We start from the raw sequence: 24548 nt of genomic DNA on the forward strand, positions 1-24548 counted from the left end.
ACCGGCACCACCCGCTGATCCATGGCTTACGGCCTCAGGGACGGCACAGCGAGACCGAATTGCTCCCGCAGGGCCAGCTCGGCGGCGCGGTAGCCGGCCATGCCGTGCACGCCGGGGCCGGGCGGCGTCCCGGCCGAGCACAAATAGACGCCGTGCAGCGGGGTCTGCCAGGGCCTCCGGCTCAGCACCGGACGCGCCGCGAGCTGCGGCAGGCTGACGGCCCCGGTGCCGAAGTCGCCGCCGACGTAGTTGGGATTGTAGGCCTCGTAGTCGGCCGCGGACATGCTGGCCGAATCCACCACCAGGTCGGTGAAGCCGGGGGCGGCGCGTTCCAGCGCAGCGGTGATGACCGGCTCCATGTCCCGGGTGGAACCGCCCGGGACATGGCAATAGGTCCAGAGCACGTGCCGCCCGGCGGGCGCCCGGGACGGATCGACCACGGCGGGCTGCGCCGTCAGGATCACCGGGTCTTCCGAGTGCCGGCCGCGGGCAATGTCCCGTTCCGAGGCTGCCATCTGTTCCCGTGTGCCGCCCAGATGAACGGTGCCGGCCAGGCGCAGGTCCGGATGGGCCCACGGAACCGGTCCGGACAGGATGTAGTCGACCTTGGCCGCGCCCGGTCCGTAGCGGAAGCGCTGCAGGGCGCGCGCATAGCGGGACGGGAGCCGGCCACCGGCCAGCCGCAGCAGTTCCGTGGGCGAGGTATCCAGCATCACCGCCTCGGCGTCGGTCAGCTCGGCGAGCGACGCGACCCGGTGCCCGGTCTCGAGCCGGCCGCCGTGGGCCTGCAGGTCCTCGACCATGGCCTCGATGATGGCCTGCGAGCCCCGGGCGGGCAGGGGGAAGCCCACGGCATGGGCGAGCGCGCCGAGCATCAACCCCGCGCCCGCGGACGAGAGGCGGCGCACCCCGCCGGGGGTGTGCGCGGCGACGCCGGTCAGCAGCGCCGGTGCGAACTGTTCCTTGAAGCGAAGGTTCCAGGCGGGAGAGCCCTGCTCCAGGGTGCGGAGCCCGTACCGGAAGGCCGTCACCGGGCTCGCGGGCACCTGGAGGAGTTGGTCCATGGTGAACTCCAGCAGCGCGTCGGTCCGCGCGACGAGCGGTTCCATCAACTGCCGGTACGCGCCGCCGTCGGTCCCCAGCCCGGCCACGGTCCGGTCGAGGTCGCGGTGGGCCACCGCCGCGGCGGCCCCGTCGATCACCTGGCCGTAGGAAACCTCCGGCACCAGCAGTTCGATCCGCTGGTCCAGCCCGAAGTCCCGGAAAAACGGCGAGGCCGCGGCCATCGGATGGACCGCGGAACAGACGTCGTGCCAGTGGCCCGGCTCCATCAATTCCACGGTGCGGGAGCCCCCGCCGGGCGTGGCTGCCGCCTCGAAGACCGTGACTCCGAGGCCCGCCCGCGCCATGATCACGGCCGCCGCCAACCCGTTCGGTCCGGCGCCGACTACCGCTACGTCCGTCACGTTGGATCTCCTTCCCGCTGGGGCTTCAACCTTGTGGCCTGCGCCGCCTCACCGGCAAGGCCCGGCCAGGTCGAGGGCCGCCGCACGGCATCTATGCCCGACGAAGAATGTTCGGCCCGCCCGTTCCCAGCGGCGGCCGCCGGTCCGGCGCCCCTCCCCGGGGCGCCACCCGGCAGACCCAGCGTGAACCTGTCCGGCGCGCCGTCGTAGTCCCCGCCCTGCGGGTCGTCGGTGTCCACGCGGCGGACCGGATCATGCTCCGGCAGCCAGATGCCGCGGACAACCTTCCCCGCTATGTATGCCGTTGCTGCTATATGTGCGATGACGGCGAGCACGTAGTACGGCGTGTCCAGGTTGCGTGCCGCTTCGCCGCCGCTCGTCACCTGGCCCAGGTGCATCCAGGTGGCCCACCAGTGCATCGCCTCGAAGAACTGCCAGATCAGGAAGTCGCGCCAGCGGGGATGGGCCAGCACGGCCAGCGGGACCAGCCACACCACGAACTGCGGCGAATAGACCTTGTTGGTGAGCACGAAGGCGGCCACCACGAGGAACACCAGCGACGCCATCCGCGGGCGCCGCGGCGCCGTCCAAGCCAGGAGCGCGATGCCCGTGCAGGCGGCCGCGAACAGCAGGAGGGAGGCGGCGTTGATGAATTCGGGGCTGAGGACGGGCAGTTGCTGTCGCTGCGCCGTCAGGTTGTAGGCGTACCAGAGGGACGAATAACCGGCTTCGCGCTGCCGGCTGTAGTCCAGGAAGTGGAACCAGCCGCCGAGGTCGCGCAGCATGAACGGCAGATTGACCGCCACCCATGCCGCGGCCGCCGCCAGCCCGGCCCGGGCCAGGGGGCGGTACCTGCCGGTCCGCACCGCCAGCAGCAGGATGGGACCGAGGATCAGCACCGGATACACCTTGAACGCGGCGCCGAGACCGACCAGCGCGCCGGCCAGGACCGGGCGGCGCCGGGCGAAGGCGAGCATCGAAAGCGCCGCCAGCATTGCCGCCCAGAGATCCCAGTTGATCGTCCCGGCGAGCACGATACCCGGTGCCAGCGCCACCATCGCCGCGTCCCAGGGCCGCCGGTGGCTCATCCGCGCCGTCGCGATGACGGTGACCAGCCAGACCACGGCCACCAGGGTGGCGTTGATATCGAAATAGGCCAGGGCCCGCTCCGGAGACGTGCCCTCGCCGGGAACCAGCCACGCCGTGGCCCCGGCCACCAGTCCCAGCAGCACGGGGTACTCGAAGGAGCTTCCCGCGGTGACGAACGGCATCACGCCGCCGGCAAGCCCGCGGGACTCGAAGAGCACCGGCCAGTCCGAGTAGCAGCCCATGTAGAAATAGTCCGGCAGCTCCCACCCGGCCAGCCGGCACGGCGTCTTGACCAGGACGGAAAGCAGCGCCGCGAGCGTGGTCAAGATGATCAGCACCCGCTCCACGGTGAAAAATCCGGGCGACACCAGGCCCGGGGCGCTGTGCCGGCCCAAGGGTCCGCCCACCATTTCGGTGAACTGCTTCAGGAACGGGTCGTTGCGGCTGGGCACCACGATGCGCAGCGGCGTGCGGCGCGAAGAGCGGGACCCGGGCATGGTCCAAGACTACTGTCGGCGGCCCACAGGCCACAGATCCGGGCCCGGGCGGCAGGTTACCCGTTTCGTCCGCTGCTGCACGCCTTCCCGTAACCTGGTCCACCCCGGGCCGTTACCGGTGCTTCCTACCGTGGCTCCAATGAGTTACAACGATCCCCGGGAAGTCCTGGTCGTCATCCCGGCCCGCGGCGGTTCCAAGGGAATCCCGTTCAAGAACCTGACCCCCGTGGCCGGCCGGAGCCTGGTGGCCCGCGCCATCGACAGTGCACTGGCGGCCCCGTCGGTGACCGACGTCGTCGTCAGCACAGACCATCCCGACATCGCGGCCGAAGCCGAACGCTGCGGCGCCCGCGTGATCATCCGCCCCGCGGAGCTCTCCGGAGACACCGCCAGCAGCGAATCCGCCGTGCTCCACGTGCTCTCCACGCTGTCCCGGCAGCCGGCGGTCACGGTCCTGCTGCAGTGCACCTCCCCGTTCATCGAGCCGGAGCACCTGGACCGGGCCGTCCTTCACGTGCTGGAGGGCCTGGCCGACGTCGCCTTCTCCGTCACCGAGAGCCACGCGTTCCATTGGTCGCTTGACGACGACGGCGCCGTCACCGCCGTCGGGCACCGCGCCGACGTGCGGCCCCGCCGCCAGGACCGCCGGCCGCAGTACCGCGAAACAGGCGCGTTCTACGCCATGCGCACCGAGGGCTTCCTCGACCGCGGGCACCGCTTCTTCGGTCGGCTGAAGCTGCAGGAAGTGCCCGCCGGGCAGGCCGTCGAAATCGACTCGCCCGAAGACCTGGCCGTGGTCCGGGCACTCGCCGGACTGGACCGCGCCGCGGCGGGCGCCGCGGAGGCCGGCGCCGTCGACGTTGACGCCCTGGTGATGGACTTCGACGGCGTCCACACCGACGACCACGCCTTCGTGAACTCCGAGGGCGAAGAGTTTGTCCGCGTCAGCCGCGAGGACGGCATGGGAATCTCCCGGCTGCGCAGCACCGGAATTCCGCAACTGATTTTGTCCACCGAACGCAACAAGGTGGTCAGCGCCCGGGCCGGGAAACTCGGCATCGACGTCCTCCAGGACGTCTCGGACAAGGCCGGAGCGGTCCGCCAATGGATGGCCGTGAACCGGTTGGACCCTGACCGGGTTGCCTACGTGGGCAACGACGTCAACGACCTGCCCGCCATGGGCGTCGTTGGTTGGCCGGTGGCTGTGGGCGACGCCCGCGCCGAGGTCAAGGCCGCGGCACGGACCGTGCTGCAGCATCACGGCGGTGAGGGCGCGGTCCGCGAGATCTGCGAACTCATCCTCGCCGCCCACAGCGGTGCCGGCGGCTCGCGCCGCCTTCAACAAGCCACCACAGCAACAACCAGAGAGAGTGCACAGATGACTACCGAAGCTACCGTTTCCGTCAATGTTCCCGCCGGTTCCCCGGCGCCCGTCGCGATTGGCGACGTGCAGGTCGGTGCCGGCCAGCCGGTTTACGTGATCGGCGAGATCGGCATCAACCACAACGGCGACATCGAGATCGCCAAGCAGCTGATCGACGTCGCCGCCGAGGCCGGCGCGAACGCGGTGAAGTTCCAGAAGCGCACCCCGGAAATCTCCACCCCCGCGGACATGCGGGACAAGATGCGCTCCACCCCGTGGGGCGAGATGACCTACCTGGACTACCGGTACCGGGTCGAGTTCGACATGCCGATCTACCAGAAGCTCATCTCCCATGCCGCCGACCGGGGCCTGCACTGCTTCGCCTCGCCGTGGGACGTGCCCTCGGTCGCGTTCATGGAGGAAGCCGGCGCGCTGACCCACAAGGTCGCCTCCGCCTCCGTGACCGACCTTGAACTGCTCACCGCGCTGCGCGAGACCGGCAAGCCGGTCATCCTGTCCACCGGCATGTCCACGATCGAGCAGATCGACAAAGCCGTGGAGGTTCTGGGCACGGACAAGCTGATCCTGATGCACGCCACCTCCACCTACCCGCTGCCGCCGGAAGAGGCGAACCTGCGGATGATCACCACGCTGCAGGAGCGCTACCAGGTGCCGGTGGGCTACTCCGGGCACGAACGCGGCCTGCAGATCTCGCTGGCCGCCGTGGCCCTGGGCGCGGTGACGGTGGAACGGCACATCACCCTGGACCGGACCATGTGGGGCTCGGACCAGGCCTCCTCGCTGGAGCCGAAGGGCTTTGAGGCGCTGATCCGCGACATTCGGATCCTGGAAGAAGCCATGGGCAACGGCGTCAAGCGCGTCTTCCCGGGCGAGCTGGCGCCGCTGTCCCGCCTGCGCCGGGTGGACGGCTAAGCACACGCCATGAACCAGCCATTACTGAGTGTCATCATCCCGGCGAAAGACCAGGCCCCTTTCATCCGCGATGCGATGACCAGCCTGACCCGCCAGTTCGATGATCCCTCGGTCATGGAAATCATCGTCGTCGATGACGGTTCCACCGACGGGACCGGGGAGCTGGCCGCCGCCTTCACCGGCCGGCTCCCCGGTCTGCACATCCTTCGAAACGACGCCCCCACCGGCCTGGCCGCGGCCCGCAACAAGGGGCTGGACGCCGCCACGGGACGCTACATCGCCTTCCTTGACCCGGATGACTGGTACGCGCCCGGCCACCTGTCACGCATCACGGCGGAGATCAGGGAGCTGGGGGTGGACTTCCTGCGGGTGGACCACGTGCGGCACGCCGGGGGAATCCGGACCATTCATCGGGCGCCGCAGGCCGTGCGCGGCGTCGCCCTCGATCCCCGCCAGGACATCGGACCCATGGACGCCTCATCCATGGTGGACTACCCGTTCGCGCCCTTCGGCATCTTCGACGGCGCGCTGAGGGAGGCCGGGCTGCTGCACTTTGTGGACGGCCTGCATACCGCCGAGGACCGTCCCTGGATTTGGCGCCTGCACCTGGAGGCAACCTCCTACGCGGTTTCGGACCAGTTGGGTGCCTTCTACCGCCGCGGCGTCGCGACGTCCCTGAGCCAGATCTTCGACCGCCGGCAGTTGGATTTCCTGCGCAGCTACGCCGAGGTCTTCCGGCTGGTGGCCGAGGACCGCGAGGCAGACCGCTTCCGGCCGAAGGCAATCCGGCAATTCCTGGCCATCGCCTGCCATCACCTCGACCGGTCGGAGAAAATGACCAGGGCTGTCCGCCGCGAACTGACGTCCGGGATCCGGGCCGTTGTGGCCGCCCTCCCGGCCCCCGCCGTCGGCAGCTGTTTGGCGGGCATGGACAAGAACCGGCGCCAGAAGTTGGAATCAGCGATCGGACCACTGCAGTGAAAGAACTTTTCGTCGTCTCGACCCTCTACCAGGTCGTCTCGCTGGCGGCGGCCGTCGACGACGGGACCGTGCCGGCCACCGGTGCCGAACGCATCCTGGTGTTGACCAACAACGCCTTGATTCCGGAAATCACCGTCCCGTTCCACGAGTCGCCGGGCTTCACCGAAGCCGCCCGCAGGTTCGACCGCGTGGTCGACCTCAGCGAGCTGCTCTGGCCCCGCCGACCGGGACAGTTCAATCCCCGCGAACAAGACCTGGATCTGTGGCAAAGGCTGCTGCGCTCGGAATGGGACCTGGGCAGCGACTCGGTCCATCTCTACGTCGAGTCCATCCAGGTCAACCCCGCGATTGCCCTGGCCCGGACCTTCGCCCAGGCCGCCGTCTCGGTTCACTCGGACGGCCTGATGAGCTACGGACCCACCCGGAACCCCGTCCCGCTGGCCGTGGCCCAGCGGCTCGATTCCCTGCTGTACGTGGACCTCGTCCCCGGGCTGCGCCCGCAGTTGCTGCGCGAGCATGAACCCAAGCTGCTGCCGGTGGATCCGGCCTCCCTGCGCCGCGCGATGGAGGAGTTGGACCGGTCGGTGCCGCCCCTGGTGATTCCGGCGTCCCAGCCCGGTGCCGCCGCCGGCAGCGCGCTGCTGCTCGGCCAATACCTGTCCGAGCTCGGGATCCTGTCGGCCGAGGAAGAAGTGGCGCTGCACCGAGGGATGATCGAAAAGGCCCTGGAGCGGGGGATCCGGCACTGCATCTTCAAGCCCCATCCCAACGCCGGACCGGCAGCCCTGCGCTCCGTCCAGTCGGCGGCGGTGGACCTCGGGGTACGGCTGGAGATCCTGGAGTCCCCGGTACCTGCGGAAGTGGTGATGCAGCGCCTGCAGCCCCGGCTGGTGGTCAGCTGTTTCTCCACCGCCCTCATGACCGCCAGGTACCTCTTCGGCATCGACGCGGCGGCCGTAGGAACCGAACTGCTGCTGGAGCGCCTGACCCCGTACGAAAACAGCAACCGCGTGCCGGTCACCATCATCGACGCAATCCTGGAACGGAACTTCCACGCCCCGGACCAGGAGGGGGCAGACACTCCCCCTGCCGGCCGCCTGCAGCAACTGGTCGACGCCGTCTCCTACTGCATGCAGGCCGATACGCTGGCAGCAGGCCGCCCGGGCGCGGAAACGTATCTGCAGCACATTCAGGACGGACCCCACATGCGCTACTTCAAGCGGCGACGGCTGACCAAGCTTCAACTGCCGGGCGGATTGCCGGCTGCCGTGGCCGCCCGCCCGCTGGCCAAAGTCGGGCGGCTGGGCCGGCGTGCGGTCCGCAAGCTCCGGTCCCGGGCAGCATCGTGAGGCGGGCGCCATGACGAAAACGGCGATCACCGCGGCCTTCCTTCCCCAGCTGGGACCGGCGGCGGAGGGTTATCAGACCCGTCCACCCGTCGGGTCCAAGACGCAGCGCGGGCGCCGGAGCGAACTGGTGCGCCCCCGCTTTGGCAGGGCCGCCGTCTGGGCCGAGTCCCCGTTGCAGTTGCTCAGCGCCGTCGAGGCGCACGGTGCCGGCCTGCTCGGCCGGGACACGCTCATCTACCCGCGCAGCGATGCGGTCGGCATGGACAGCACCCTGCGGTCGCTGATGGAACAAGTGCCAAGCGGCGTCCGGTTCGCGCCGCCGGCGGCCACCCTCCCGGCGGTGCGCAATAAAAAGCTCGACCGCTGGGTCACCGGCGATGCCTACTCCGGCAAGGTCCAGGCGGAACTGTTGCGCGGCGTGGGCGCGGACGAACTGGTCATCGTGGACGACGGCCTGGCGACGCTGAGCCTGCTGCACATGCTCGTCAGCGTGCGGCCCGTCCCGCTGATCCGGCCGCGGGCTGTGCCGACCGCCCGCCGCAAGGCGCTGGGCCTGGCCACCTGGTGGACCCTGCGGAGGATGGCCTCCCAGGGCCGGCTGCTGGTATTTACAGCCTTGACCGTGCAGCCGGCAGTGGAAAAGAAGTTCCGGGCCCTCGGCGGGCATCTGGAACGGCACCGCTTCGAGTGGCTGGGCACCCAGCCGGTCACCGAGAACATCAGTGAGCCGACCATCGTGGTGGGCTCGGCGATGCCCGCCGACGGGTTGATCCGGGCGGAGCCCTATGTGGAGTGGGTCCGGTCGCTGACCGACGATGGCCCGGTGGCGTATTTCCCGCACCGCCGCGAACGACCGGAACTCCTCGGCGCCTTGGCGGAGCATCCGCTGATCAGCGTCAAGCAACACACCATTCCGGTGGAAATGCGCCTGCGCGGCCTCCGGCCCGGGCAGGCAGTCCGCGCCCTGCCCTCCACGGTGCTGGCCTCGCTGCGCCTGATCCTGGCCCCTTCCGGCGTGCCGCTGAAGGGGCAGCCGGTACCGGACCACTGGTGGCTGCCCGGGACGACGGTAGAACTGCGCCGGCACCTGAGCAGCTCCCTGCGGGACGGAGGCGAGCGATGAACCCGGAGCAGTGGCAACCCGCCGCGCCCGCGGCCGACGGGCGGCAAACGGTCCGTCCCTTCCGTCTGCTGGCAGTCGCCGACAGCGACTCCTACCTGAAGTTCGCCTGCGCCACGCTGGAGTCCGTCGGCGCCGGGTGGGAGCGCGAGGTGCTGCTGGTGCGCTCCCCCATCCTTCCGACCCTGGAACAGACCCAGGCGGCCACCGCCGGGACCTTCCTGGCCGGCAAGGCACCGCGGGTGATCCCCGCCTCCGGCCTGCGGGCCGCGCTGGCGGGCGCCGACGTCGTGCTCGCGGCAGCCACCGGGCCCATCGTGGAAGAAATCTTCACCCAGGCGTCCCGGATGCCGCGGCGGCCCGCCCTGGTATCCGCGCTGCCGGGAGTGGCCTTCCCGGCCACCCGCAAGGCGCTGAACTACCGGGCGCTCGGGGACGCGTTCATCACCCACAGCCACGCCGAGTGCCGGGCGTTCAGCGACTTGGCCGACGCCATGGGGCTGCCGCAGCGGATCCTGGTGTCGCGGCTGCCGTTCCTGGCCTCCGCCGGGCGCCCGGAGCCACAGCAGAAGCCGCTGGACTCGGTGGTGTTCGCGCCGCAGGCCAAGGTTCCGGTGGAGCGGGAGCAGCGCGTCGCGATCCTGCAGGCCCTCGCGGCGTTGGCCAGGCGCCGGCCGGAGCTGTCGGTGCGGGTGAAGCTGCGGGCCTGGGCGGGCGAGCCGCAGACGCACACGGAGCAGTACCCGTTCGACCAGTTGTGGTCTGACCTGGTGGCGGCGCGGGCGGTGGCCGGACACGAACTGCAGTTCTGCACCGGCCCCATGTCCGACCAGCTCACCCCGGGAGCGGCCATGGTGACCGTCAGCTCCACCGCGGCCCTGGAAGCGCTCGACGCCGGCCTGCCGGTGCTCATCCTGGACGACTTCGGACTCTCGGAGCAGATGTTGAACAAGGTGTTCGACGGTTCCGGGCTGGTCGGCAACCTGAAGGACCTGGTGGCCGGCCGGTTCGGGCATCCCGACCCGCGCTGGTTGCGGGACAACTACTTCCACGCCCAGCCGGTGCGGCTGGGCGAAATGCTGGCCAACTTCGCGGCACGCGCCAGGGCCGGAAAGCTGGCGACCGATCCGGATCGCCTGGCCGCGGTGCAGCGGCGCAAGCTGCGCGCCAGGCTGCGCACCGTCCTGCCCGCGCCGGCCTTGAGGCTGGTGCGGCGGCTGCGCAACGCCCGGCGGCTGCCCGCCTGAGCGATTAACCCGCGCCGCGTGCCGTCCCGGGAATGGGCGCGCCCGGCAATGTGTTGAAACACGGCGTAGACTGGATAGGCTGCCCGCCATCGGCGCGGCGGCCCTACAGAAGTGTTTCGAAGGAGAACCGTGGCAGAGAACCCCATCCGGGTAGCGATCGTCGGTGTTGGAAACTGTGCGGCCTCGCTGGTCCAGGGCGTCCACTACTATCGTGGCGCCGACCCGAGCGCAACGATCCCCGGACTGATGCACGTTAAGTTCGGCGCCTACCACGTCGACGACGTGCAGTTCGTCGCCGCGTTCGACGTTGACGGCAAGAAGGTGGGGCTGGATCTTGCCGACGCTATCGGCGCCAGCGAGAACAACACCATCAAGATCGCCGATGTTCCGGCCACCGGCGTCAAGGTCCAGCGCGGCCACACCCTGGACGGCCTGGGCAAGTACTACCGCGAGACCATCGTGGAGTCCGACTACGAGCCCGTGGACGTGGTCGCTGCCTTGCGCAAGGCCGAAGTGGACGTCATGGTCTGCTACCTGCCGGTCGGCTCGGAGAAGGCCGCCAAGTTCTACGCGCAGTGCGCCATCGACGCCGGCGTCGCCTTCGTGAACGCCCTTCCGGTCTTCATCGCCGGCACCCAGGAATGGGCCGACAAGTTCACCGCGGCCGGAGTTCCGATCGTCGGCGACGACATCAAGAGCCAGATCGGTGCCACCATCACCCACCGCGTGATGGCCAAGCTGTTCGAAGACCGCGGCGTGGTGCTGGACCGCACCTACCAGTTGAACGTCGGCGGCAACATGGACTTCAAGAACATGCTTGAGCGCGAGCGCCTGGAATCCAAGAAGATCTCCAAGACCCAGGCCGTGACCTCCAACACGTCGGCCGTGCTTGGCGACGACGACGTGCACATCGGCCCCTCGGACTACGTGTCCTGGCTCGATGACCGCAAGTGGGCGTTCGTCCGCCTGGAGGGCCGCAACTTCGGTGACGCCCCGGTCTCGCTTGAATACAAGCTCGAGGTCTGGGACTCCCCCAACTCTGCCGGCGTGATCATCGACGCCATCCGTGCCGCCAAGATTGCCCTGGACCGCGGCGTCGGCGGGCCGATCCTCTCGGCGTCCAGCTACTTCATGAAGTCCCCGCCGGAGCAGTACGACGACGACACCGCCCGCGCGAAGGTCGAAGCCTTCATCCGCGGCGACTCCGACCGCTAAGACGCACCGCAAGAACCGGGCCGGCCCAGTGGGCCGGCCCGGTTCTTCTGTTGCCAGCCGGCGGCGGCTTCCGGGTAGATTGGCCTCATGGCCGTCCCCTCCCTGTCCCCCGCCGGGGAGCTCCGAGGACCGACCCCCCTCCCCCGCCGCAACTACGCGCTGGACATCCTGCGCATCGTCAGCATCGTCGGCGTGGTTGCCATCCACTCCTTCGGCGAGCTGGCCGGAGACGACGACCGCCGCCACCAGCCGGAGTGGGTCTGGGCGGCGGTCATCGACATCGCCTTCATCTGGGTGGTGCCGGTCTTCGTCATCATCTCCGGCGCCCTGGTGCTGGCGCCGCGGACGCACAAGGAAGGCGCGCTGGCGTTCTACCGCAAACGCGCCCTGCGGCTGCTGCCCGCCCTCGTGGCCTGGCACCTGGCCTACATCTTCCTGGGCAGCCGCCTGATGCTCGGACGCGAACTCGAACCGGACGCCGTGCTGGTGTCCGTCTTCGACACCCGCGTGTACCCCCACCTATACTTCCTGTGGCTGATCCTGGGCCTGTACCTGGTGTCACCGCCGCTTGCCCGTTACCTGCAGCGGGTGACGCTGCGGCGGGCAGCCGCCGCAACCGGCGGCGTGCTGGTCCTGACCCTCGCGCTGTTCAGCCTCCAGGCCGCCAGCATCCAGTACGAGTGGGGCTGGCAGTACCCGTGGAACATCCTGACCCAGTGGTTCCCCTATCTGGGGTACTTCATGGCCGGCTGGGTGCTCACCCAGCTGCGCCTCCCGCGCGGTGCCGCCGCGGCGGCGGGAGGCGCCGCCGTCGTGCTCTCCGTTTTCAATATCTGGCACTGGATCAACCAGGATTCCACGCCGCTGCTTAACGTCATCACGCCGTCCAGCTACGTGGGGCTCGGTGTCACGGCGGCGGCGCTGTGCATCTTTGCCGCCGTGTACCACCTGCTGGCAGGATGGCAGCCGCCGGGCTGGCTGGGCCGGTTGCTCGTCCAGCTGTCCAACGCCTCGTTCGGCGTGTTCCTGTGCCACTACCTGTTCCTGACGTGGCTCACCTTCCACGTCTTCCCGGACCGCGGGCCGACGCTGCCGCTCCTGTTCCTGAAATTCTCGGTGGCCACCGCCTGCTCCTTCGCCCTGACGCTGGTTGCGTTGCGGATACCCGTGCTGCGGCGGCTGTTCTAGACCGCAGCCGGCCGCATCAGACCGCAGCGGCGCAGGGCTAGAAGAGTCCGGTGATGACGCCGTCGTCGTCCACATCCATCCGGCCGGCCGCCGGTTCCTTCGGCAGGCCCGGCATGGTCATGACGTCGCCGGTCAGCGCCACGATGAAACCCGCCCCCGTCTTGGGGATCAGGTCGCGCACGGTGATGCTGAATCCGCTCGGGGCGCCCAGGACCGCGGGGTTGTCGGTGAAGGAATACTGCGTCTTGGCCATGCACACCGGCAGTTTGCCCCACCCGTTCGCCTCGATCTCCGCCAACCGCCTGCGGGCCGGGCTGGTGAACTCCACATGGTCCGCCCCGTAGATTTGCTGGGCGATGGTCTCGATTTTCTTCTCCACGGTCAGGTCAAGGTCGTACAGCGGGGAGAACGATTGCGGCTGCTGCAGGACGTCCGCCACCTTCGCCGCCAGCGCGTCTCCGCCGGGGCCGCCGCCGCCCTGGCCCCAGACATCGGCAATAGCCGCCTCGACGCCCTTCTGCCGGCACCAGTCCAGCACCCACTCGAGTTCTTCGGGGCTGTCGGTGGTGAATTTGTTGATGCCCACCACGGGTGTGACGCCGAATTTGAGCGCGTTGTCCACGTGGCGCTCCAGGTTGGCAATGCCGGCCTGCACGGCTTCCACATTCGGTTCCTTCAACTGCTCCTTCGGAATGCCGCCGTGCATTTTCAGCGCCCGGATGGTGGCCAGCACCACGATGGCGGACGGGGCGAAACCGCCGGCGCGCGCCTTGATGTCCATGAACTTCTCGGCGCCGAGATCGGACCCGAACCCGGCTTCGGTGACGACGACGTCGGCGAGCCGGCGGGCGGTCTGCGTGGCCAGCAGCGAGTTGCAGCCGTGGGCGATATTGGCGAAGGGGCCGCCGTGCACAAAGGCGGGCGTGCCGGCGATGGTCTGGACCAGGTTCGGCTTGATGGCGTCTTTCAGCAGCATGGCTAGCGCGCCCTGCACACCCAGGTCCGCCACGGTGACCGGCTTGCGGTCGTAGGTGTAGCCCACCGTGATGCGGGACAGCCGGGCTTTCAGGTCGGCGAGGTCGGACGAGAGGCAGAAGACCGCCATGACCTCGGAGGCGACGGTGATATCAAAGCCCGCCTCCCGCGGCACTCCCTGCGTCGGCCCGCCCAGGCCGATCACGACCTGGCGCAGCGCCCGGTCGTTCATGTCCAGCACCCGCCGGAACGTCAGGCGGCGCGGGTCGATGCCCAGCGCGTTGCCCTGATAGATATGGTTGTCCACCAGCGCCATCAACGCGTTGTTCGCCGAGGTGATGGCGTGGAAGTCTCCGGTGAAATGCAGGTTGATGTCATCCATCGGGAGCACCTGCGAATAGCCGCCGCCGGTCGCGCCGCCCTTCATGCCCAGGATCGGTCCGAGGGAAGGCTCACGGATGGCCACCATGGTCTTGTGCCCGGCCCTGGCCAGGGCGTCGGCCAGGCCCACCGTGAGAGTGGATTTGCCCTCACCGGCCGGCGTGGGCGACATCGCGGTCACCAGAACCACTTGGCCGCGCGGTTCCTGGTGGCCCTCCCCCAACTTTGCGGGATCAACCTTTGCCTTGTAGCTGCCGTACAGCTCGAGAGCCTCCGCCGGGATGCCGGCGGCATCGGCTATGGCGGTAATGGGCCGCAGAGTGGCGCGGCGGGCAATCTCCAGGTCGGTCAGCGGAGCCGGTTCAGACATCGTCGTCCTTCTTCCTCGCATGGGCCATACGGGCGGCAGTACCGCCACAGCCAACGTATCAGCCGAAAAGGCCGCCGTCACCGGTCCCTTATGGGGAGAAGGGGAACCGCAGAACGAGGCCTGCTGAGCTGGCAGGAACCACCTAAGCGCATCGCCGCTGCGCTTTGGATTCGTCCGGCTCCCGGTCGGAGCGACAAAAAAATGGCCTGCCGCGCGATAGTCGCGCGGCAGGCCATCTCCCTGTTGATTTGCAGCCGTTAGCGGCGCACCGCCCGACGACCGGACAGGCTTTCTGCCACACCGATCAGAAGTACCGCGGCAATCACGGCGACGATGAATCCGAGCACGTTCAGCTCAAAGATGTCGCCCGTGCCCAGCAGGTTCGCGATGACACCACCGATGATTGCTCCGACGATGCCAAGCAGGAGCGTGGCCACGAGCCCCAGATTCTGCTTTCCGGGCTTGATAAGGCGGGCGAGTGCCCCGATAACCAGCCCTGCAATGATGAAACCGATCATGTTGCCTCCTCAGGTTGCGATGGAACCACAATAAGCATACTTAGTGATCGGACGCAAAACGTTTCATCTGGGTGATGTCGATTTGGTGCCACAGACGGCGTCGGCGCGCGGCCTCCGGAACGCCTCTTAGCGATGAAACACCACAGCACTGGAGCGTCGACTAATACTTGAAGGCGGAGGTGCTTAAAGGCCGAGGCCCGCGCCTGGAGCAACCCGGGCGCGGGCCTGAAGCTACATGGGGTCCAATGCGACTCATCGGATCCTCCTCGCGGATGTGTCCCCTACAGGACGGCGTATTTATTTGCACGTGCGGGCTGGAACTCAGCGGATGAGCTGGCGGTGCGACAGCAATTCGTCGCGCACCTGTTCCAAGCGCTGTTCGTCAACACCCACGTTCTGTATTCGTTCCCACAGCGAGACGCTCTGGCGGAGCTTGCGGATCATGGCATTCACCTCCTGCCTGGCCAAGAAATTCGGCATGTCCGCTGCTGCGGAGCGTTTCCTGCTTGCCGGAGTCGGCCCGGCAAGGTCCGAACCCCCGCTAAGGGCACCGGCGTCGCCGGAACTGCCGCTGCCGGTGTCAAGGCCGCGCAGACTTCCGGCGGTAATCACGTCGCCGTGACCGCGCCGCTCCGTTTTCCGGGCCTGCGCCGGCCCGGGCGGACGGATGGATCGTTCCGGTGCAGGCAATACGGCTGCATCGAGCGGTTTCATGAGGGGTTCCTCTCTGGGGTGGGCGGAGTTTTCTCCGGATCGGGTTGGATTTCGGGCAGGAAGCATGGCGGTATCCATGGGGGTTGCCGTTGCCGGGGCGGGGCCGGTGGCCGCGCTCGAAGCAGCAGCGGGGGTCGCCGCGACGGCAGCAGGTAATGCGGTAAGGGTGCTCATTAGCGAAGTCCTCAGGGCAGAAGGTGAGGCCTCCGCGGGGGAGAGCTAGAGAAGTGCGGTGATTGAGAGACGGCAGCGGTTCAAGACTTGAACCGACCCAATCAGCAGAGTTCTACTGCGCAGAAATGGCGGAGGCGGGTCGTCGGAGCGCGGCGAAGGAGTTAAACACTCCGCCCGGCGTCTTGGTCATATTCACGATTCCCACCTCCCTTTCCTGATAGCGCCAATAGATACGGTCCGGGTTGAAGCTCCTGATTGAGAAACTTCAATCGGACTCATTCAACGTACCCGATTGCTCCTGCTTCTGCCTAGTCACGCCCGGGAACTTATTGAACTTTTTCCCGCTGCACCGGCGTGTCGCCAGCAACACGCCGGATAATGACGGCGGCGCCACCCCTTGACGAGCGTGGGCTCCCCCTTTAGGCGACCCCCTTGTTCGCGTCCCGTCCGCCGGACGCCCGGTTGACCGCCCGTTACAGTAGCCAGGCAGGGTCCCTAGACTGGACCCCGATGCCAGCACCCACCCCCGGACGGGACGACGACATGGAAGCTGGAGCTCCGCCGGGACCCGTGCCCGGACCTGCGGCCCCAAAGGCCCCGGCCCGCATCGACGAGCTTGACGCCCTGCGGGCCTTCGCGCTCTTGGGCATCCTGTGCGTGAACATCTGGTACTTCGCCGACCCGTATACTGTCACCGGCGGATCCAGCCCGGCGTTCCAATCCGGTGCGGACACCGCGGTCCGCTTCGCGGTCAGCCTCCTGTTCGAGGCCAAGTTCTACATCCTGTTCTCGTTCCTGTTCGGCTACAGCTTCGTTCTGCAGTGGGCTTCCGCCGTGGCAGACGGCCAACCGGTCGTCGTCAGGACCATGCGCCGGGCAGCAGGTCTCGTGGTGCTCGGGCTGCTCCACGGCCTGCTCCTCTTCCACGGGGACATCCTGCTGGCCTACGGCCTGCTGAGCCTGGTGTTGCTAGGTACCCGCTCGCTCTCCGCGCGGGCCGCTGCCGCGGCCGGAGTGGCAGTGATCGGCTGCATGGGCGTGTTCATCCTGTTGCTGGGACTCATCGCGGCGGCCGCGGGACCCTTCGACGGCAGCGCCGCCGCGGGGCCCGCGCCGGCGTTCGGGCTGGCCGGCTCTCCCGCCGACGTTCTGGCCCAGAACGCGTCGCTGTATCCGCTGACGCAGCCCAATGCCGTGCTCCTCCAGGGCCCGATTGCCCTCGGCGCGTTCTACCTCGGCCTGGCTTGTGCCAAGGGACGGCTGCTCGAGCGGGGCATCTCAGCAAGCACGCTCCGCCGCCTGGCTTTCACGGCGCTGCCGGCCGGGCTGGCCGCTTCAGTGTTGCAGGCGTGGTTACAACACGGCGTTGGCGGTCCTGCCGTGACCGTGGTGGCCTTCGGCATTTCCACGTTGACCGGGCCGCTGCTGACGGCCGGTTACGCCGCTGTGCTGCTGCTGTCCTTCCGCACTCCGGCCGGCGGTGCCCTGTGCGCCGCGCTGGCGCCCGCAGGCCGCCTCGCGCTGACCAACTATCTGGGACAGTCCGTGCTGATGGTCCTGGTCTTCACCGGTTTCGGGCTGGCGTTGACCGGCCGATTGGCCCCGCCCGCGGTGCTTGGCGTGGCGGTGCTCCTCTTTGTGGCGCAACTGCTGGCCAGCGCGTGGTGGGTGCAGGGGTTCCGGTACGGGCCGCTGGAGTGGCTGCTGCGATGGCTCACCTACTGGCGGCGTCCGGCCATGCTCCGTTAGCCGCTAGAGGTTCCAACCCGCGATAGCGGGCGTCTTCTTGTCCCACCCCAGCCGGCAGACGGCAGCGGTGTCCAGCACGAAGTGCCGGCCCTCGATGGCTTCCAGGCCGAGCCAACGGGCCGCAAGCACCCGGAGGAAGTGCCCGTGTGCCACCAGCAAGACCTGGCGTGACCCTGGCGGTTCGGACGAAGGGCCGTCGAGCACCTCGGCGATCACATGGTCGGCCCGGTCGGCCACCTCTTGCAGGGACTCGCCGCCGCGGACGCCGTGGGTCCAGATCAGGTAGGAGGGATCCTTGGCCCGGATGGCCGCGCTCTGGAGGCCTTCATAGTCTCCGTAGTCCCATTCATGCGCTTCGGCCACCACCTCCGCTTCGGGGTAGCCGGCCAGTTCGGCCGTCCGGCGGGCACGCGCCAAGGGGGAGGTCAAGACGGTGTGGAAACGGACTCCCGCCAGCTTCGCCGCGGCGTCGCGGGCCTGCTGGACCCCGGCGGGAGTCAGCTCAAGGTCGGCCAACCCGGTGTACCGGTGGTCGCGCGACCACTCGGTTTCGCCGTGGCGCATCAGCCACAACACCGGGAAATCATGCGGTTCGGCCGCGGCCATGGCTATGCCTGCTCCGCGTATTCCGGCTGCGTCCGCCACCAGGCCAGCAGTTTCGCTTCTGCCTCTTCCCGCGCCGCCGGGCCGTTCTCCAGCCGCTCTTCCAGCAGGAACTTGTAGGCCCGGCCGACCAGGGGGCCGGGCCGGATCCCGAGCAACGCCATGATCTGGGCGCCGTCCAGGTCCGGCCGGACGGCGTCCATTTGCTCCTGCTCCTTCAGCGTGGCAATCCGCCGCTCCAGGTCGTCGTAGGCGAAGGCGAGCCGCTCCGCCTTGCGTTTGTTCCGCGTGGTCACGTCGGAGCGGGTCAGCCGGTGCAGCCGCTCAAGCAGCGGTCCGGCGTCGTTGACGTAGCGGCGCACGGCCGAATCCGTCCATCCCGCCTCCCCGTAGCCGTAGAAGCGCATGTGCAGTTCCACCAGCCGGGACACCGCCTTGATGGTCTCGTTGTCGAAACGCAGCTTCTTCATCCGCTTGGCGGTGAGCTTGGAACCCACCACGTCGTGGTGGCGGAAGCTGACCGCACCGGAGGGTTCGAACCGGCGGGTAGCCGGTTTGCCGACGTCGTGCATCAGGGCCGCGAACCGCAGGACGAAGTCAGGACCCGGCACCGCGCCGTCGTCGTCCGTCTCCAAGGCACAGGCCTGCTCCAACACGGTGAGCGAGTGCTGGTAGACGTCCTTGTGCCGGTGGTGCTCATCGATCTCCAGCCGCAGTGCCGCGACCTCGGGCAGCACGTAATCCGCCAGGCCGGTGTCCACCAGCAGGTCCACGCCGGCGCGCGGGTCCTTGCCGTTGATCAGCTTGGTCAGTTCGTCGCGGACGCGTTCGGCGGAGATGATTTCGATCCGCGCGGCCATGTCCGTCATGGCCTCCTCCACCTCGGGTGCCACGGCCACGTTGAGCTGGGAGGCGAACCGCGCGGCTCGCATCATCCGGAGGGGGTCATCGGAGAACGACGCCGACGGCGCGCCCGGGGTGCGGAGCACGCCCGCGTGGAGGTCCTTGACGCCGCCGTGCGGATCCACCAGTTCCAGCGACGGCAGCCGCAGCGCCATGGCATTCATGGTGAAGTCGCGGCGGAACAGGTCGTCCTCCAGGGACGTCCCAAAAGCCACTACCGGCTTGCGGGAATCCGGGTCGTAGGCCTCGGCCCGGTAGGTGGTCACCTCGATCATGTGCTGGCCCTTGCGCAGGCCGATGGTCCCGAAATCGCGGCCAATCTCCCAGAACTTGTCCGCCCATTTCCCGACGACGGCGATGGTGGCATCCGGATCGGCGTCGGTGGTGAAATCGAGGTCCGGGGAGATCCGGCCCAGGAACAGGTCGCGCACCGGTCCGCCGACCAGCGAGAGTTCGTGGCCCGCTGCCGCAAACAGTTCTCCCAGTTCGATCACGACGTCCGGCAACGGCAGGGACGGGACGCTGGAACCGGGTGCTGATGCGAACTGCGAACCAAAAAGGTGAACCATAGTGACTTAAGCGTGCCAGATGCGGGGCGCGATGTTTAACAAAGTCCCGGCGGCTCGGCCCCGGCATCATCGGCCCCTAACAAAAATCGTTAGAGTGGACTGCATGGCACACCCGGTTCCGAGCGCCCCGAAGCGCACCCCGCTGACAGCGTCAGTGGGCAGCGCCGCGCCCGGACACCATTCCCTGCCCACCGTCGAGGAGATCTCGGCCGGCGGCGTGGTGGTCGATACGTCGACCCCGGACCTGAACGTGGCGATCATCGCCCGCTTCAACCGCGGTGGCCGGCTTGAGTGGTGCCTGCCCAAGGGCCACCCCGAGGGCCGGGAGACCAATGAAGAGGCCGCCGTCCGGGAAGTCGAAGAAGAAACAGGGATCAAGGGCCGCGTGCTGGCCACGCTGGGCAGCATCGATTACTGGTTTACCGTCAGCGGCCACCGCGTCCACAAGACCGTGCACCATTTCCTGCTTGAGGCCACCGGCGGCCTGTTGACGATCGAGAATGATCCGGACCATGAGGCAGTGGACGTGGCCTGGGTTCCGCTGGCGGAGCTGGGCCGGAAGCTGTCCTTCCCCAACGAGCGGCGGATCGTGGACCTGGCCCGGGAAGTCCTGCCCGGGCACCTTTGAGCCCCGGCCGGATCCGGCAATCCGGCCGTTTTCAGGTGAGAACATAGAGGACGATGTCCGAGACCCAGACCCCCTCCCCCAGCCCGTCGGTGCAGCAGCACAGCACCGCCAAGTCCAGTGCCATCATGGCGGCCGGGACCATGGTGTCCCGCGTTTTGGGGTTTGTCCGCACCGCCTTGCTGGCGGTCGCGATCGGCGCCAACACGACGATGGGCGACATCTTCGAGAAGGCCAACACCATCCCGAACATCATCTACCTGCTGCTGGCGGGCGGGGTGTTCAACGTGGTGCTGGTGCCGCAGATCATCAAGGCCAGCCAGAAGAGCGACGGCGGGGCGGACTTCGTCAGCCGGCTGCTGAGCCTGACGCTGCTGGTGCTGGCCGGGATCGCGCTGCTGGCGACCCTGCTGGCCGCGCCGATCATCTCCGTCCTGACCCGCGGCTGGACGCCGGTCATGCTGGAACTCGGCACCGTCTTCGCCGTGTGGTGCCTGCCGCAGATCTTTTTCTACGGGCTGTATGCCGTGGTGGGCCAGGTGCTCAACGCCCACGGCCGGTTCGGCTGGTACATGTGGGCCCCCGCCCTGAACAACGTCGTCGCCATCGGCACGCTGGCGCTGTACATCGCACTGTACGGCCGCTACCTGCCCGGCAAGGACAACCCGGAGCTCTGGACCGGCGCCCAGACGATGGTGCTGGCCGGCGGCACCACGCTGGGCATCGTGCTGCAGGCGCTGATCCTGTTGTGGCCGCTGGGACGGCTGGGGATGGGCCTCAAGCTCAAGCTCGGCTGGCGCGGCATGGGCTTCGCCGCCACCGGAAGGGTGGCAATGTGGAGCCTGGCCACCATGGTCATCGCCAACACCGCCTACCTCTTCTACGGGTCCATCGCCTCCGGCGCCACGGCCGCGCGCGCCGAGCTGGCGGGGCCCGGCGCCTCGGTCCCCGGCGAGTACGCCCTGAATACCGCCCAACTGATCGCCATGCTGCCGCATTCGGTCTTCGTCCTCTCGGTGGCCACGGTGCTGTTCAACCAGTTGTCCCGCCAGCAATCGATCGGGGCCGTGGACGATGTGCGGCACACCGTGAACTCGGGGCTGCGCACCATCGGCGTCGCCACCGTCTTCGGGGCCGCCTCCGTGGTGGTGCTGGCCGGCCCGCTGGCCCGGTTGTTTGCCGGGTCAGGCCCTACCGCGGCGGCTTCCGCGGCGTCGATGGGCCAGGTGCTGACCATCCTCGCGGCCGGCATGCCCTTCATGAGCATCTACTTCTTCCTGGGCCGGGTGTTCTATGCGGAGGAAGACGCCAAAACGCCGTTGATCATGCAGGCGATCTGCTCCGGCGCGTCGGTGGTGCTGGCCGTGCTGATCGCCTGGTTGATCGATCCCACCCTGGTGGTCTACGCGCTGGCGCTGCTGTTCACGGTGTTCCACGTGGTCTCGGCGGTCCTTGCCCACTACTTTGCCCGCCGCCGGCTGGGCGACTACGGCGCGGGCCGCGTCGTGGATACCTACATCCGGCTCGGTTATGCCGGCCTGGGCTCCGGATTGGTGGGCGCAGCGGTCCTGTGGCTGTTCGGCGGTTACGCCAACGGCGGATTCGCCTGGCAGTCCATCGCTACCGCCATGGTGACCATCGCCGTCGTCGGGCTGGTCATGGCCGCGGTATACCTGCTGCTCCTGCGCGTGCTTCGGGTCGAGGAGCTGCAGGACTTCCTGCGGCCGTTACTTAATCGGTTGCCCGGACGCGCCTGACAGAAGCGGGTATCGGGTCCGGCAGCGGATAGCATGGAAACCAAATTATCCAGTCACGGGCACCCGCCCAGGACATTTCGCCGGGAGGAACTAGTGCCGCAGCCAGTTGATGTGGGCATGCTGCTTGGTGGCCGTTACAAGGTCACTGCCCAAGTGCTTGCGTCCGCCGAAAACGATCTGGTCCTGGACGGCATTGACCAGGTGCTCAATCGGCCGGTCAGCATCCTGGTGGCAGCGCCGGAGAATGCCAGCCAGGTCGCCATGAGCGCCCGCGAGATCGCCACCGGCGAACGGGCGGGCAACGTCCAGGTGCTGGACCTCGGCAATGCCGACGGGTTCACCTACCTGGTGACCAACGGGGCCCAGGCGGCCGACCTGCTGGACCTGGTCATTCAGCAGGACGGGCCGTATGTAGAGCCCTTCTTCACCGACACACTCGGTTCGGAAATCTTCGGCCAGGCCCGTTCCACGGAGCCGGAGCCGTATGAGGACGAATACGAGTACGAGGACTACGACGAAGAGCCTCGGCAGAGCCTGCGCGAGAGGCTGAACAAGCTCGACCTGCCCAAATTGGGCCGGAACGGCACTGACGGGACGTCCAAGCCCCGGTTCGGCGCCCGTCCTGGAACCCCGGCCTCCGGCGCCGGGCCCGCTGCGGGAGCTGCGGCCGCCGCAGCATCTGCCGGGGCGCACGTGCCGCCGCCGCCCTCCGCTCCCCCGGCTCCGCGGGCCGCGAGCCCCGCCACGGCGCCGGTGTCGCAGGCTCCGGCGGCCGGCCGGCCGGCTGCGGCTCCGGCTCCGGCAGACAAGCCCAAAGTCAGCTTGTGGCCCGGGGACGACGACTCGACCGGTGAGCGGTCGGCCGGCATGTTCCCGTCCGCCGCACGCAGCAGCAGCGAACCCGCGGTCGATGACTACGAGTACGACGAATACGACGACGAGGAACGCAACAGCCCGAGGTCTTCCAGGTTGCTGGTGGGCGGGTTGCTCGCCGTCTTGCTGGTGATCGCGATCGTGGTGGCGGTGGGCCAGCTGAATCTGTTCCGCGGCGGCCCCGTCGCCGGCGGCTCACAGGGCGGAAACGAAACCGCGGCCGCGTCCGGCCCCGCAGAGACCGGTGCGGCAGAAGAAACGTCGGCTCCGGCCGATGAAGTCGTCGAGCCGGTCATCGCCGGTCTCACCCGTCAGGTTCCGGACTTGCCGGAACTCGACGTGGAGAACGACGGCAAACTGCCCGAAGCCATCGACGGCAACCCCGCCACTTACTGGGCAAGTTACCAGTACGCGTCGGACCAGTTCGGCGGCTACGCCGGAAACATGGCGCTGGTTGTCGAGCTGGAAGAGTCCTCAAGCATCAGCTCGGTAGTGTTGACCCAACTGAGCGGCACCGGAGGGAACTTTTCCGTGCTCCTGAACGATGAACCGACGCTGGACGGCGCCGACCAGGTCGCGCAGGGAAGCTTCACGGCACAGAAGACCACTATTCCGGTGCCTGAACAGGACGGCGCGGCGCCCAAAGCGCAGTACGTCCTGATCAACTTCACGCAGTTGCCGAGGCTGTCCAACCCCATGGGCGGCATGCCCTTCGGCATCCGCATGGCCGAGATCGAAGTCTCCTAGCCCGTCCAGGAGCGGCTGCTCAATAACCTCCCCGGAATAAGCCGGGGGCACCGGCCGTTGAGACAAGTGCCGGGCTAACCGCTCCTTTGGGGTGGCCGGCCCTTAGGGTTACATCAACATCAGAGGAAGAGGTTCGCAGGCAGTGAGCACAGATACCACACCGTCCGTCCGCGACGTCATCATCGTCGGGTCCGGTCCGGCCGGCTACACGGCAGCTGTTTACACCGCGCGTGCCAATCTCAAGCCACTGCTCATCGCCAGCTCCGTAGAGGCAGGCGGCGAGCTGATGAACACCACCGACGTGGAAAACTACCCCGGGTTCCCTGACGGCATCCTGGGTCCCGAGCTGATGGAGAACTTCCAGAAGCAGGCCGAGCGCTTCGGCACCGAGATCCTGTTTGAAGACGTCACGAGCCTTGAACTGGAAGGTCCGGTCAAGAAGGTCACCATCGGCTCCGGCGAAACCTTCCTGGCCCGGTCAGTGATTATCTCCACCGGTTCCGCCTACCGGGAACTGGGGCTGCCCGACGAAAAGCGCCTGGCCGGCCACGGCGTCAGCTGGTGCGCAACCTGTGACGGTTTCTTCTTCAAGGGCCAGAACATCGCCGTCATCGGCGGCGGCGACTCCGCGATGGAAGAGGCCCTCTTCCTGACCAAGTTCGCGGAGTCTGTCACGGTGGTCCACCGGCGGGACACCCTGCGTGCCTCGAAGATCATGCAGGACCGTGCCCTGGCCCACGAGAAGATCAAGTTCGTGTGGAACTCGGAAGTCGTCGGGCTTGAAGGCGACACCAAGGTCAGCGCGCTGAAGCTCAAGAACACGGTCGACGGTTCCGAGTCGGTGCTGCCGGTAACCGGCGTGTTTGTCGCCATCGGCAACGATCCCCGGGTCTCCCTGGTCAAGGACCAGCTGGAACTGACACCCGAGGGCACGATCGCCGTCGAGGGCCGGTCGTCCCGCACCTCCCTGCCGGGCGTCTTCGCTGCCGGCGACGTTATTGACCCCACCTACCGCCAGGCCATCACCGCCTCGGGCAGCGGCTGTGCGGCTGCCATCGATGTGGAACACTATCTCGCTGAGCGCGCAGACACCTTGGCCGACGTCGCCGAACCCGCAACAGTCTGAACCGGTTGTAAAAGGA

At 68.1% G+C, this 24548-nt stretch carries 20 protein-coding genes and 1 pseudogene; 14 read left to right on the top strand and 7 right to left on the bottom strand.

Features of this window, described 5'->3' with window-relative positions; genetic code table 11:
• Positions 1 to 26: 26 nt before the first annotated feature.
• A complete protein-coding gene (locus tag AC5RWG_RS10065; RefSeq protein ID WP_494024942.1) occupies positions 27 to 1466 on the bottom strand; it encodes a phytoene desaturase family protein in 1440 nt (479 codons plus the stop codon).
• Positions 1463 to 3052 carry a glycosyltransferase family 87 protein gene (locus tag AC5RWG_RS10070; RefSeq protein WP_494024941.1) on the bottom strand — a complete coding sequence of 530 codons (1590 nt, stop codon included), beginning with the start codon at positions 3050 to 3052 and terminating at the stop codon, positions 1463 to 1465. The genes AC5RWG_RS10065 and AC5RWG_RS10070 overlap by 4 nt, the downstream gene beginning before the upstream one ends.
• Before the next feature lie 139 nt (positions 3053 to 3191).
• Here AC5RWG_RS10070 and AC5RWG_RS10075 point away from each other — a divergent pair.
• The 8 genes and pseudogenes from AC5RWG_RS10075 to AC5RWG_RS10110 form a co-directional block, all read left to right on the top strand.
• A pseudogene (locus AC5RWG_RS10075) lies at positions 3192 to 4316 on the top strand (cytidylyltransferase domain-containing protein); the annotation flags it as partial.
• 114 nt (positions 4317 to 4430) lie between these two features.
• Complete coding sequence (locus AC5RWG_RS10080; protein ID WP_494167116.1) at positions 4431 to 5348, top strand: N-acetylneuraminate synthase family protein; 918 nt, start codon at positions 4431 to 4433, stop codon at positions 5346 to 5348.
• 9 nt (positions 5349 to 5357) lie between these two features.
• The gene (locus AC5RWG_RS10085) at positions 5358 to 6329 is read left to right on the top strand and encodes a glycosyltransferase family 2 protein (protein ID WP_494023989.1); all 972 of its coding nucleotides are present in this window, start codon (positions 5358 to 5360) and stop codon (positions 6327 to 6329) included.
• Entirely contained in the window at positions 6326 to 7678 is a 1353-nt protein-coding gene (locus AC5RWG_RS10090) for a polysialyltransferase family glycosyltransferase (protein WP_494166857.1), read from the top strand. The genes AC5RWG_RS10085 and AC5RWG_RS10090 overlap by 4 nt, the downstream gene beginning before the upstream one ends.
• Positions 7679 to 7688: 10 nt before the next feature.
• On the top strand, positions 7689 to 8801 hold the full coding sequence (locus tag AC5RWG_RS10095; protein WP_494166858.1) for a hypothetical protein: 1113 nt from the start codon (positions 7689 to 7691) through the stop codon (positions 8799 to 8801).
• Positions 8798 to 10045: a DUF6716 putative glycosyltransferase gene (locus AC5RWG_RS10100; RefSeq protein WP_494024938.1), complete on the top strand. Its 1248-nt coding sequence runs from the start codon at positions 8798 to 8800 to the stop codon at positions 10043 to 10045. The genes AC5RWG_RS10095 and AC5RWG_RS10100 overlap by 4 nt, the downstream gene beginning before the upstream one ends.
• Before the next feature lie 129 nt (positions 10046 to 10174).
• Positions 10175 to 11260 (top strand): inositol-3-phosphate synthase, encoded by a 1086-nt coding sequence (locus AC5RWG_RS10105; protein ID WP_494001183.1) that lies wholly within the window; start codon positions 10175 to 10177, stop codon positions 11258 to 11260.
• Positions 11261 to 11347: 87 nt separating this feature from the next.
• Entirely contained in the window at positions 11348 to 12448 is a 1101-nt protein-coding gene (locus AC5RWG_RS10110) for an acyltransferase (RefSeq protein ID WP_494024937.1), read from the top strand.
• Between the two features lie 37 nt (positions 12449 to 12485).
• Here the strand turns inward: AC5RWG_RS10110 and AC5RWG_RS10115 are convergent, their stop codons facing one another.
• From AC5RWG_RS10115 to AC5RWG_RS10125, 3 genes are all read right to left on the bottom strand, one after another.
• Entirely contained in the window at positions 12486 to 14174 is a 1689-nt protein-coding gene (locus AC5RWG_RS10115; RefSeq protein WP_494024936.1) for a formate--tetrahydrofolate ligase, read from the bottom strand.
• 257 nt (positions 14175 to 14431) lie between these two features.
• Positions 14432 to 14692 carry a GlsB/YeaQ/YmgE family stress response membrane protein gene (locus AC5RWG_RS10120; protein ID WP_493978224.1) on the bottom strand — a complete coding sequence of 87 codons (261 nt, stop codon included), beginning with the start codon at positions 14690 to 14692 and terminating at the stop codon, positions 14432 to 14434.
• Between the two features lie 321 nt (positions 14693 to 15013).
• Positions 15014 to 15172, bottom strand: a complete 159-nt coding sequence (locus AC5RWG_RS10125) for a hypothetical protein (RefSeq protein ID WP_494166859.1) — start codon at positions 15170 to 15172, stop codon at positions 15014 to 15016.
• A 298-nt stretch (positions 15173 to 15470) separates the two neighbouring features.
• Here AC5RWG_RS10125 and AC5RWG_RS10130 point away from each other — a divergent pair, with 298 nt between their 5' ends.
• Both AC5RWG_RS10130 and AC5RWG_RS10135 read left to right on the top strand, forming a co-directional pair.
• Complete coding sequence (locus AC5RWG_RS10130; protein WP_494166860.1) at positions 15471 to 15629, top strand: hypothetical protein; 159 nt, start codon at positions 15471 to 15473, stop codon at positions 15627 to 15629.
• A 461-nt stretch (positions 15630 to 16090) separates the two neighbouring features.
• Positions 16091 to 17329 (top strand): DUF418 domain-containing protein, encoded by a 1239-nt coding sequence (locus AC5RWG_RS10135; protein ID WP_494024934.1) that lies wholly within the window; start codon positions 16091 to 16093, stop codon positions 17327 to 17329.
• Positions 17330 to 17332: 3 nt separating this feature from the next.
• On the opposite strand, the gene AC5RWG_RS10140 is transcribed toward AC5RWG_RS10135, so the two are convergent.
• Positions 17333 to 17935: a histidine phosphatase family protein gene (locus tag AC5RWG_RS10140; RefSeq protein WP_494024933.1), complete on the bottom strand. Its 603-nt coding sequence runs from the start codon at positions 17933 to 17935 to the stop codon at positions 17333 to 17335.
• A 2-nt stretch (positions 17936 to 17937) separates the two neighbouring features.
• Positions 17938 to 19404 (bottom strand): CCA tRNA nucleotidyltransferase, encoded by a 1467-nt coding sequence (locus AC5RWG_RS10145; RefSeq protein ID WP_494024932.1) that lies wholly within the window; start codon positions 19402 to 19404, stop codon positions 17938 to 17940.
• A gap of 103 nt (positions 19405 to 19507) precedes the next feature.
• On the opposite strand from AC5RWG_RS10145, the gene AC5RWG_RS10150 reads away from it, so the two are divergent.
• From AC5RWG_RS10150 to trxB, 4 genes are all read left to right on the top strand, one after another.
• On the top strand, positions 19508 to 20032 hold the full coding sequence (locus AC5RWG_RS10150) for an NUDIX hydrolase (RefSeq protein WP_493978228.1): 525 nt from the start codon (positions 19508 to 19510) through the stop codon (positions 20030 to 20032).
• A gap of 53 nt (positions 20033 to 20085) precedes the next feature.
• Positions 20086 to 21786: a murein biosynthesis integral membrane protein MurJ gene (gene murJ / locus AC5RWG_RS10155; protein WP_494024931.1), complete on the top strand. Its 1701-nt coding sequence runs from the start codon at positions 20086 to 20088 to the stop codon at positions 21784 to 21786.
• A 93-nt stretch (positions 21787 to 21879) separates the two neighbouring features.
• Positions 21880 to 23406 (top strand): ABC transporter substrate-binding protein, encoded by a 1527-nt coding sequence (locus AC5RWG_RS10160; protein ID WP_494166861.1) that lies wholly within the window; start codon positions 21880 to 21882, stop codon positions 23404 to 23406.
• A gap of 142 nt (positions 23407 to 23548) precedes the next feature.
• Positions 23549 to 24532, top strand: a complete 984-nt coding sequence (trxB, locus tag AC5RWG_RS10165) for a thioredoxin-disulfide reductase (protein ID WP_494001192.1) — start codon at positions 23549 to 23551, stop codon at positions 24530 to 24532.
• Positions 24533 to 24548 lie beyond the last annotated feature (16 nt).

The sequence above is a fragment of the Arthrobacter sp. Y3221160 genome, from assembly GCF_059092585.1.

Excerpts from the sequence above, each read along its gene's own strand:
- AC5RWG_RS10130 (WP_494166860.1), top strand. The coding sequence starts at position 15,471 with ATGGCGGTATCCATGGGGGTTGCCGTTGCCGGGGCGGGGCCGGTGGCC.
- AC5RWG_RS10135 (WP_494024934.1), top strand. The coding sequence starts at position 16,091 with ATGCCAGCACCCACCCCCGGACGGGACGACGACATGGAAGCTGGAGCT.
- AC5RWG_RS10085 (WP_494023989.1), top strand. The coding sequence starts at position 5,358 with ATGAACCAGCCATTACTGAGTGTCATCATCCCGGCGAAAGACCAGGCC.
- AC5RWG_RS10145 (WP_494024932.1), bottom strand. The coding sequence starts at position 19,404 with ATGGTTCACCTTTTTGGTTCGCAGTTCGCATCAGCACCCGGTTCCAGC.
- AC5RWG_RS10120 (WP_493978224.1), bottom strand. The coding sequence starts at position 14,692 with ATGATCGGTTTCATCATTGCAGGGCTGGTTATCGGGGCACTCGCCCGC.
- murJ (WP_494024931.1), top strand. The coding sequence starts at position 20,086 with ATGTCCGAGACCCAGACCCCCTCCCCCAGCCCGTCGGTGCAGCAGCAC.
- AC5RWG_RS10080 (WP_494167116.1), top strand. The coding sequence starts at position 4,431 with ATGACTACCGAAGCTACCGTTTCCGTCAATGTTCCCGCCGGTTCCCCG.
- AC5RWG_RS10110 (WP_494024937.1), top strand. The coding sequence starts at position 11,348 with ATGGCCGTCCCCTCCCTGTCCCCCGCCGGGGAGCTCCGAGGACCGACC.
- AC5RWG_RS10100 (WP_494024938.1), top strand. The coding sequence starts at position 8,798 with ATGAACCCGGAGCAGTGGCAACCCGCCGCGCCCGCGGCCGACGGGCGG.
- AC5RWG_RS10150 (WP_493978228.1), top strand. The coding sequence starts at position 19,508 with ATGGCACACCCGGTTCCGAGCGCCCCGAAGCGCACCCCGCTGACAGCG.
- AC5RWG_RS10115 (WP_494024936.1), bottom strand. The coding sequence starts at position 14,174 with ATGTCTGAACCGGCTCCGCTGACCGACCTGGAGATTGCCCGCCGCGCC.
- AC5RWG_RS10070 (WP_494024941.1), bottom strand. The coding sequence starts at position 3,052 with ATGCCCGGGTCCCGCTCTTCGCGCCGCACGCCGCTGCGCATCGTGGTG.
- AC5RWG_RS10140 (WP_494024933.1), bottom strand. The coding sequence starts at position 17,935 with ATGGCCGCGGCCGAACCGCATGATTTCCCGGTGTTGTGGCTGATGCGC.
- AC5RWG_RS10095 (WP_494166858.1), top strand. The coding sequence starts at position 7,689 with ATGACGAAAACGGCGATCACCGCGGCCTTCCTTCCCCAGCTGGGACCG.
- AC5RWG_RS10125 (WP_494166859.1), bottom strand. The coding sequence starts at position 15,172 with ATGCCGAATTTCTTGGCCAGGCAGGAGGTGAATGCCATGATCCGCAAG.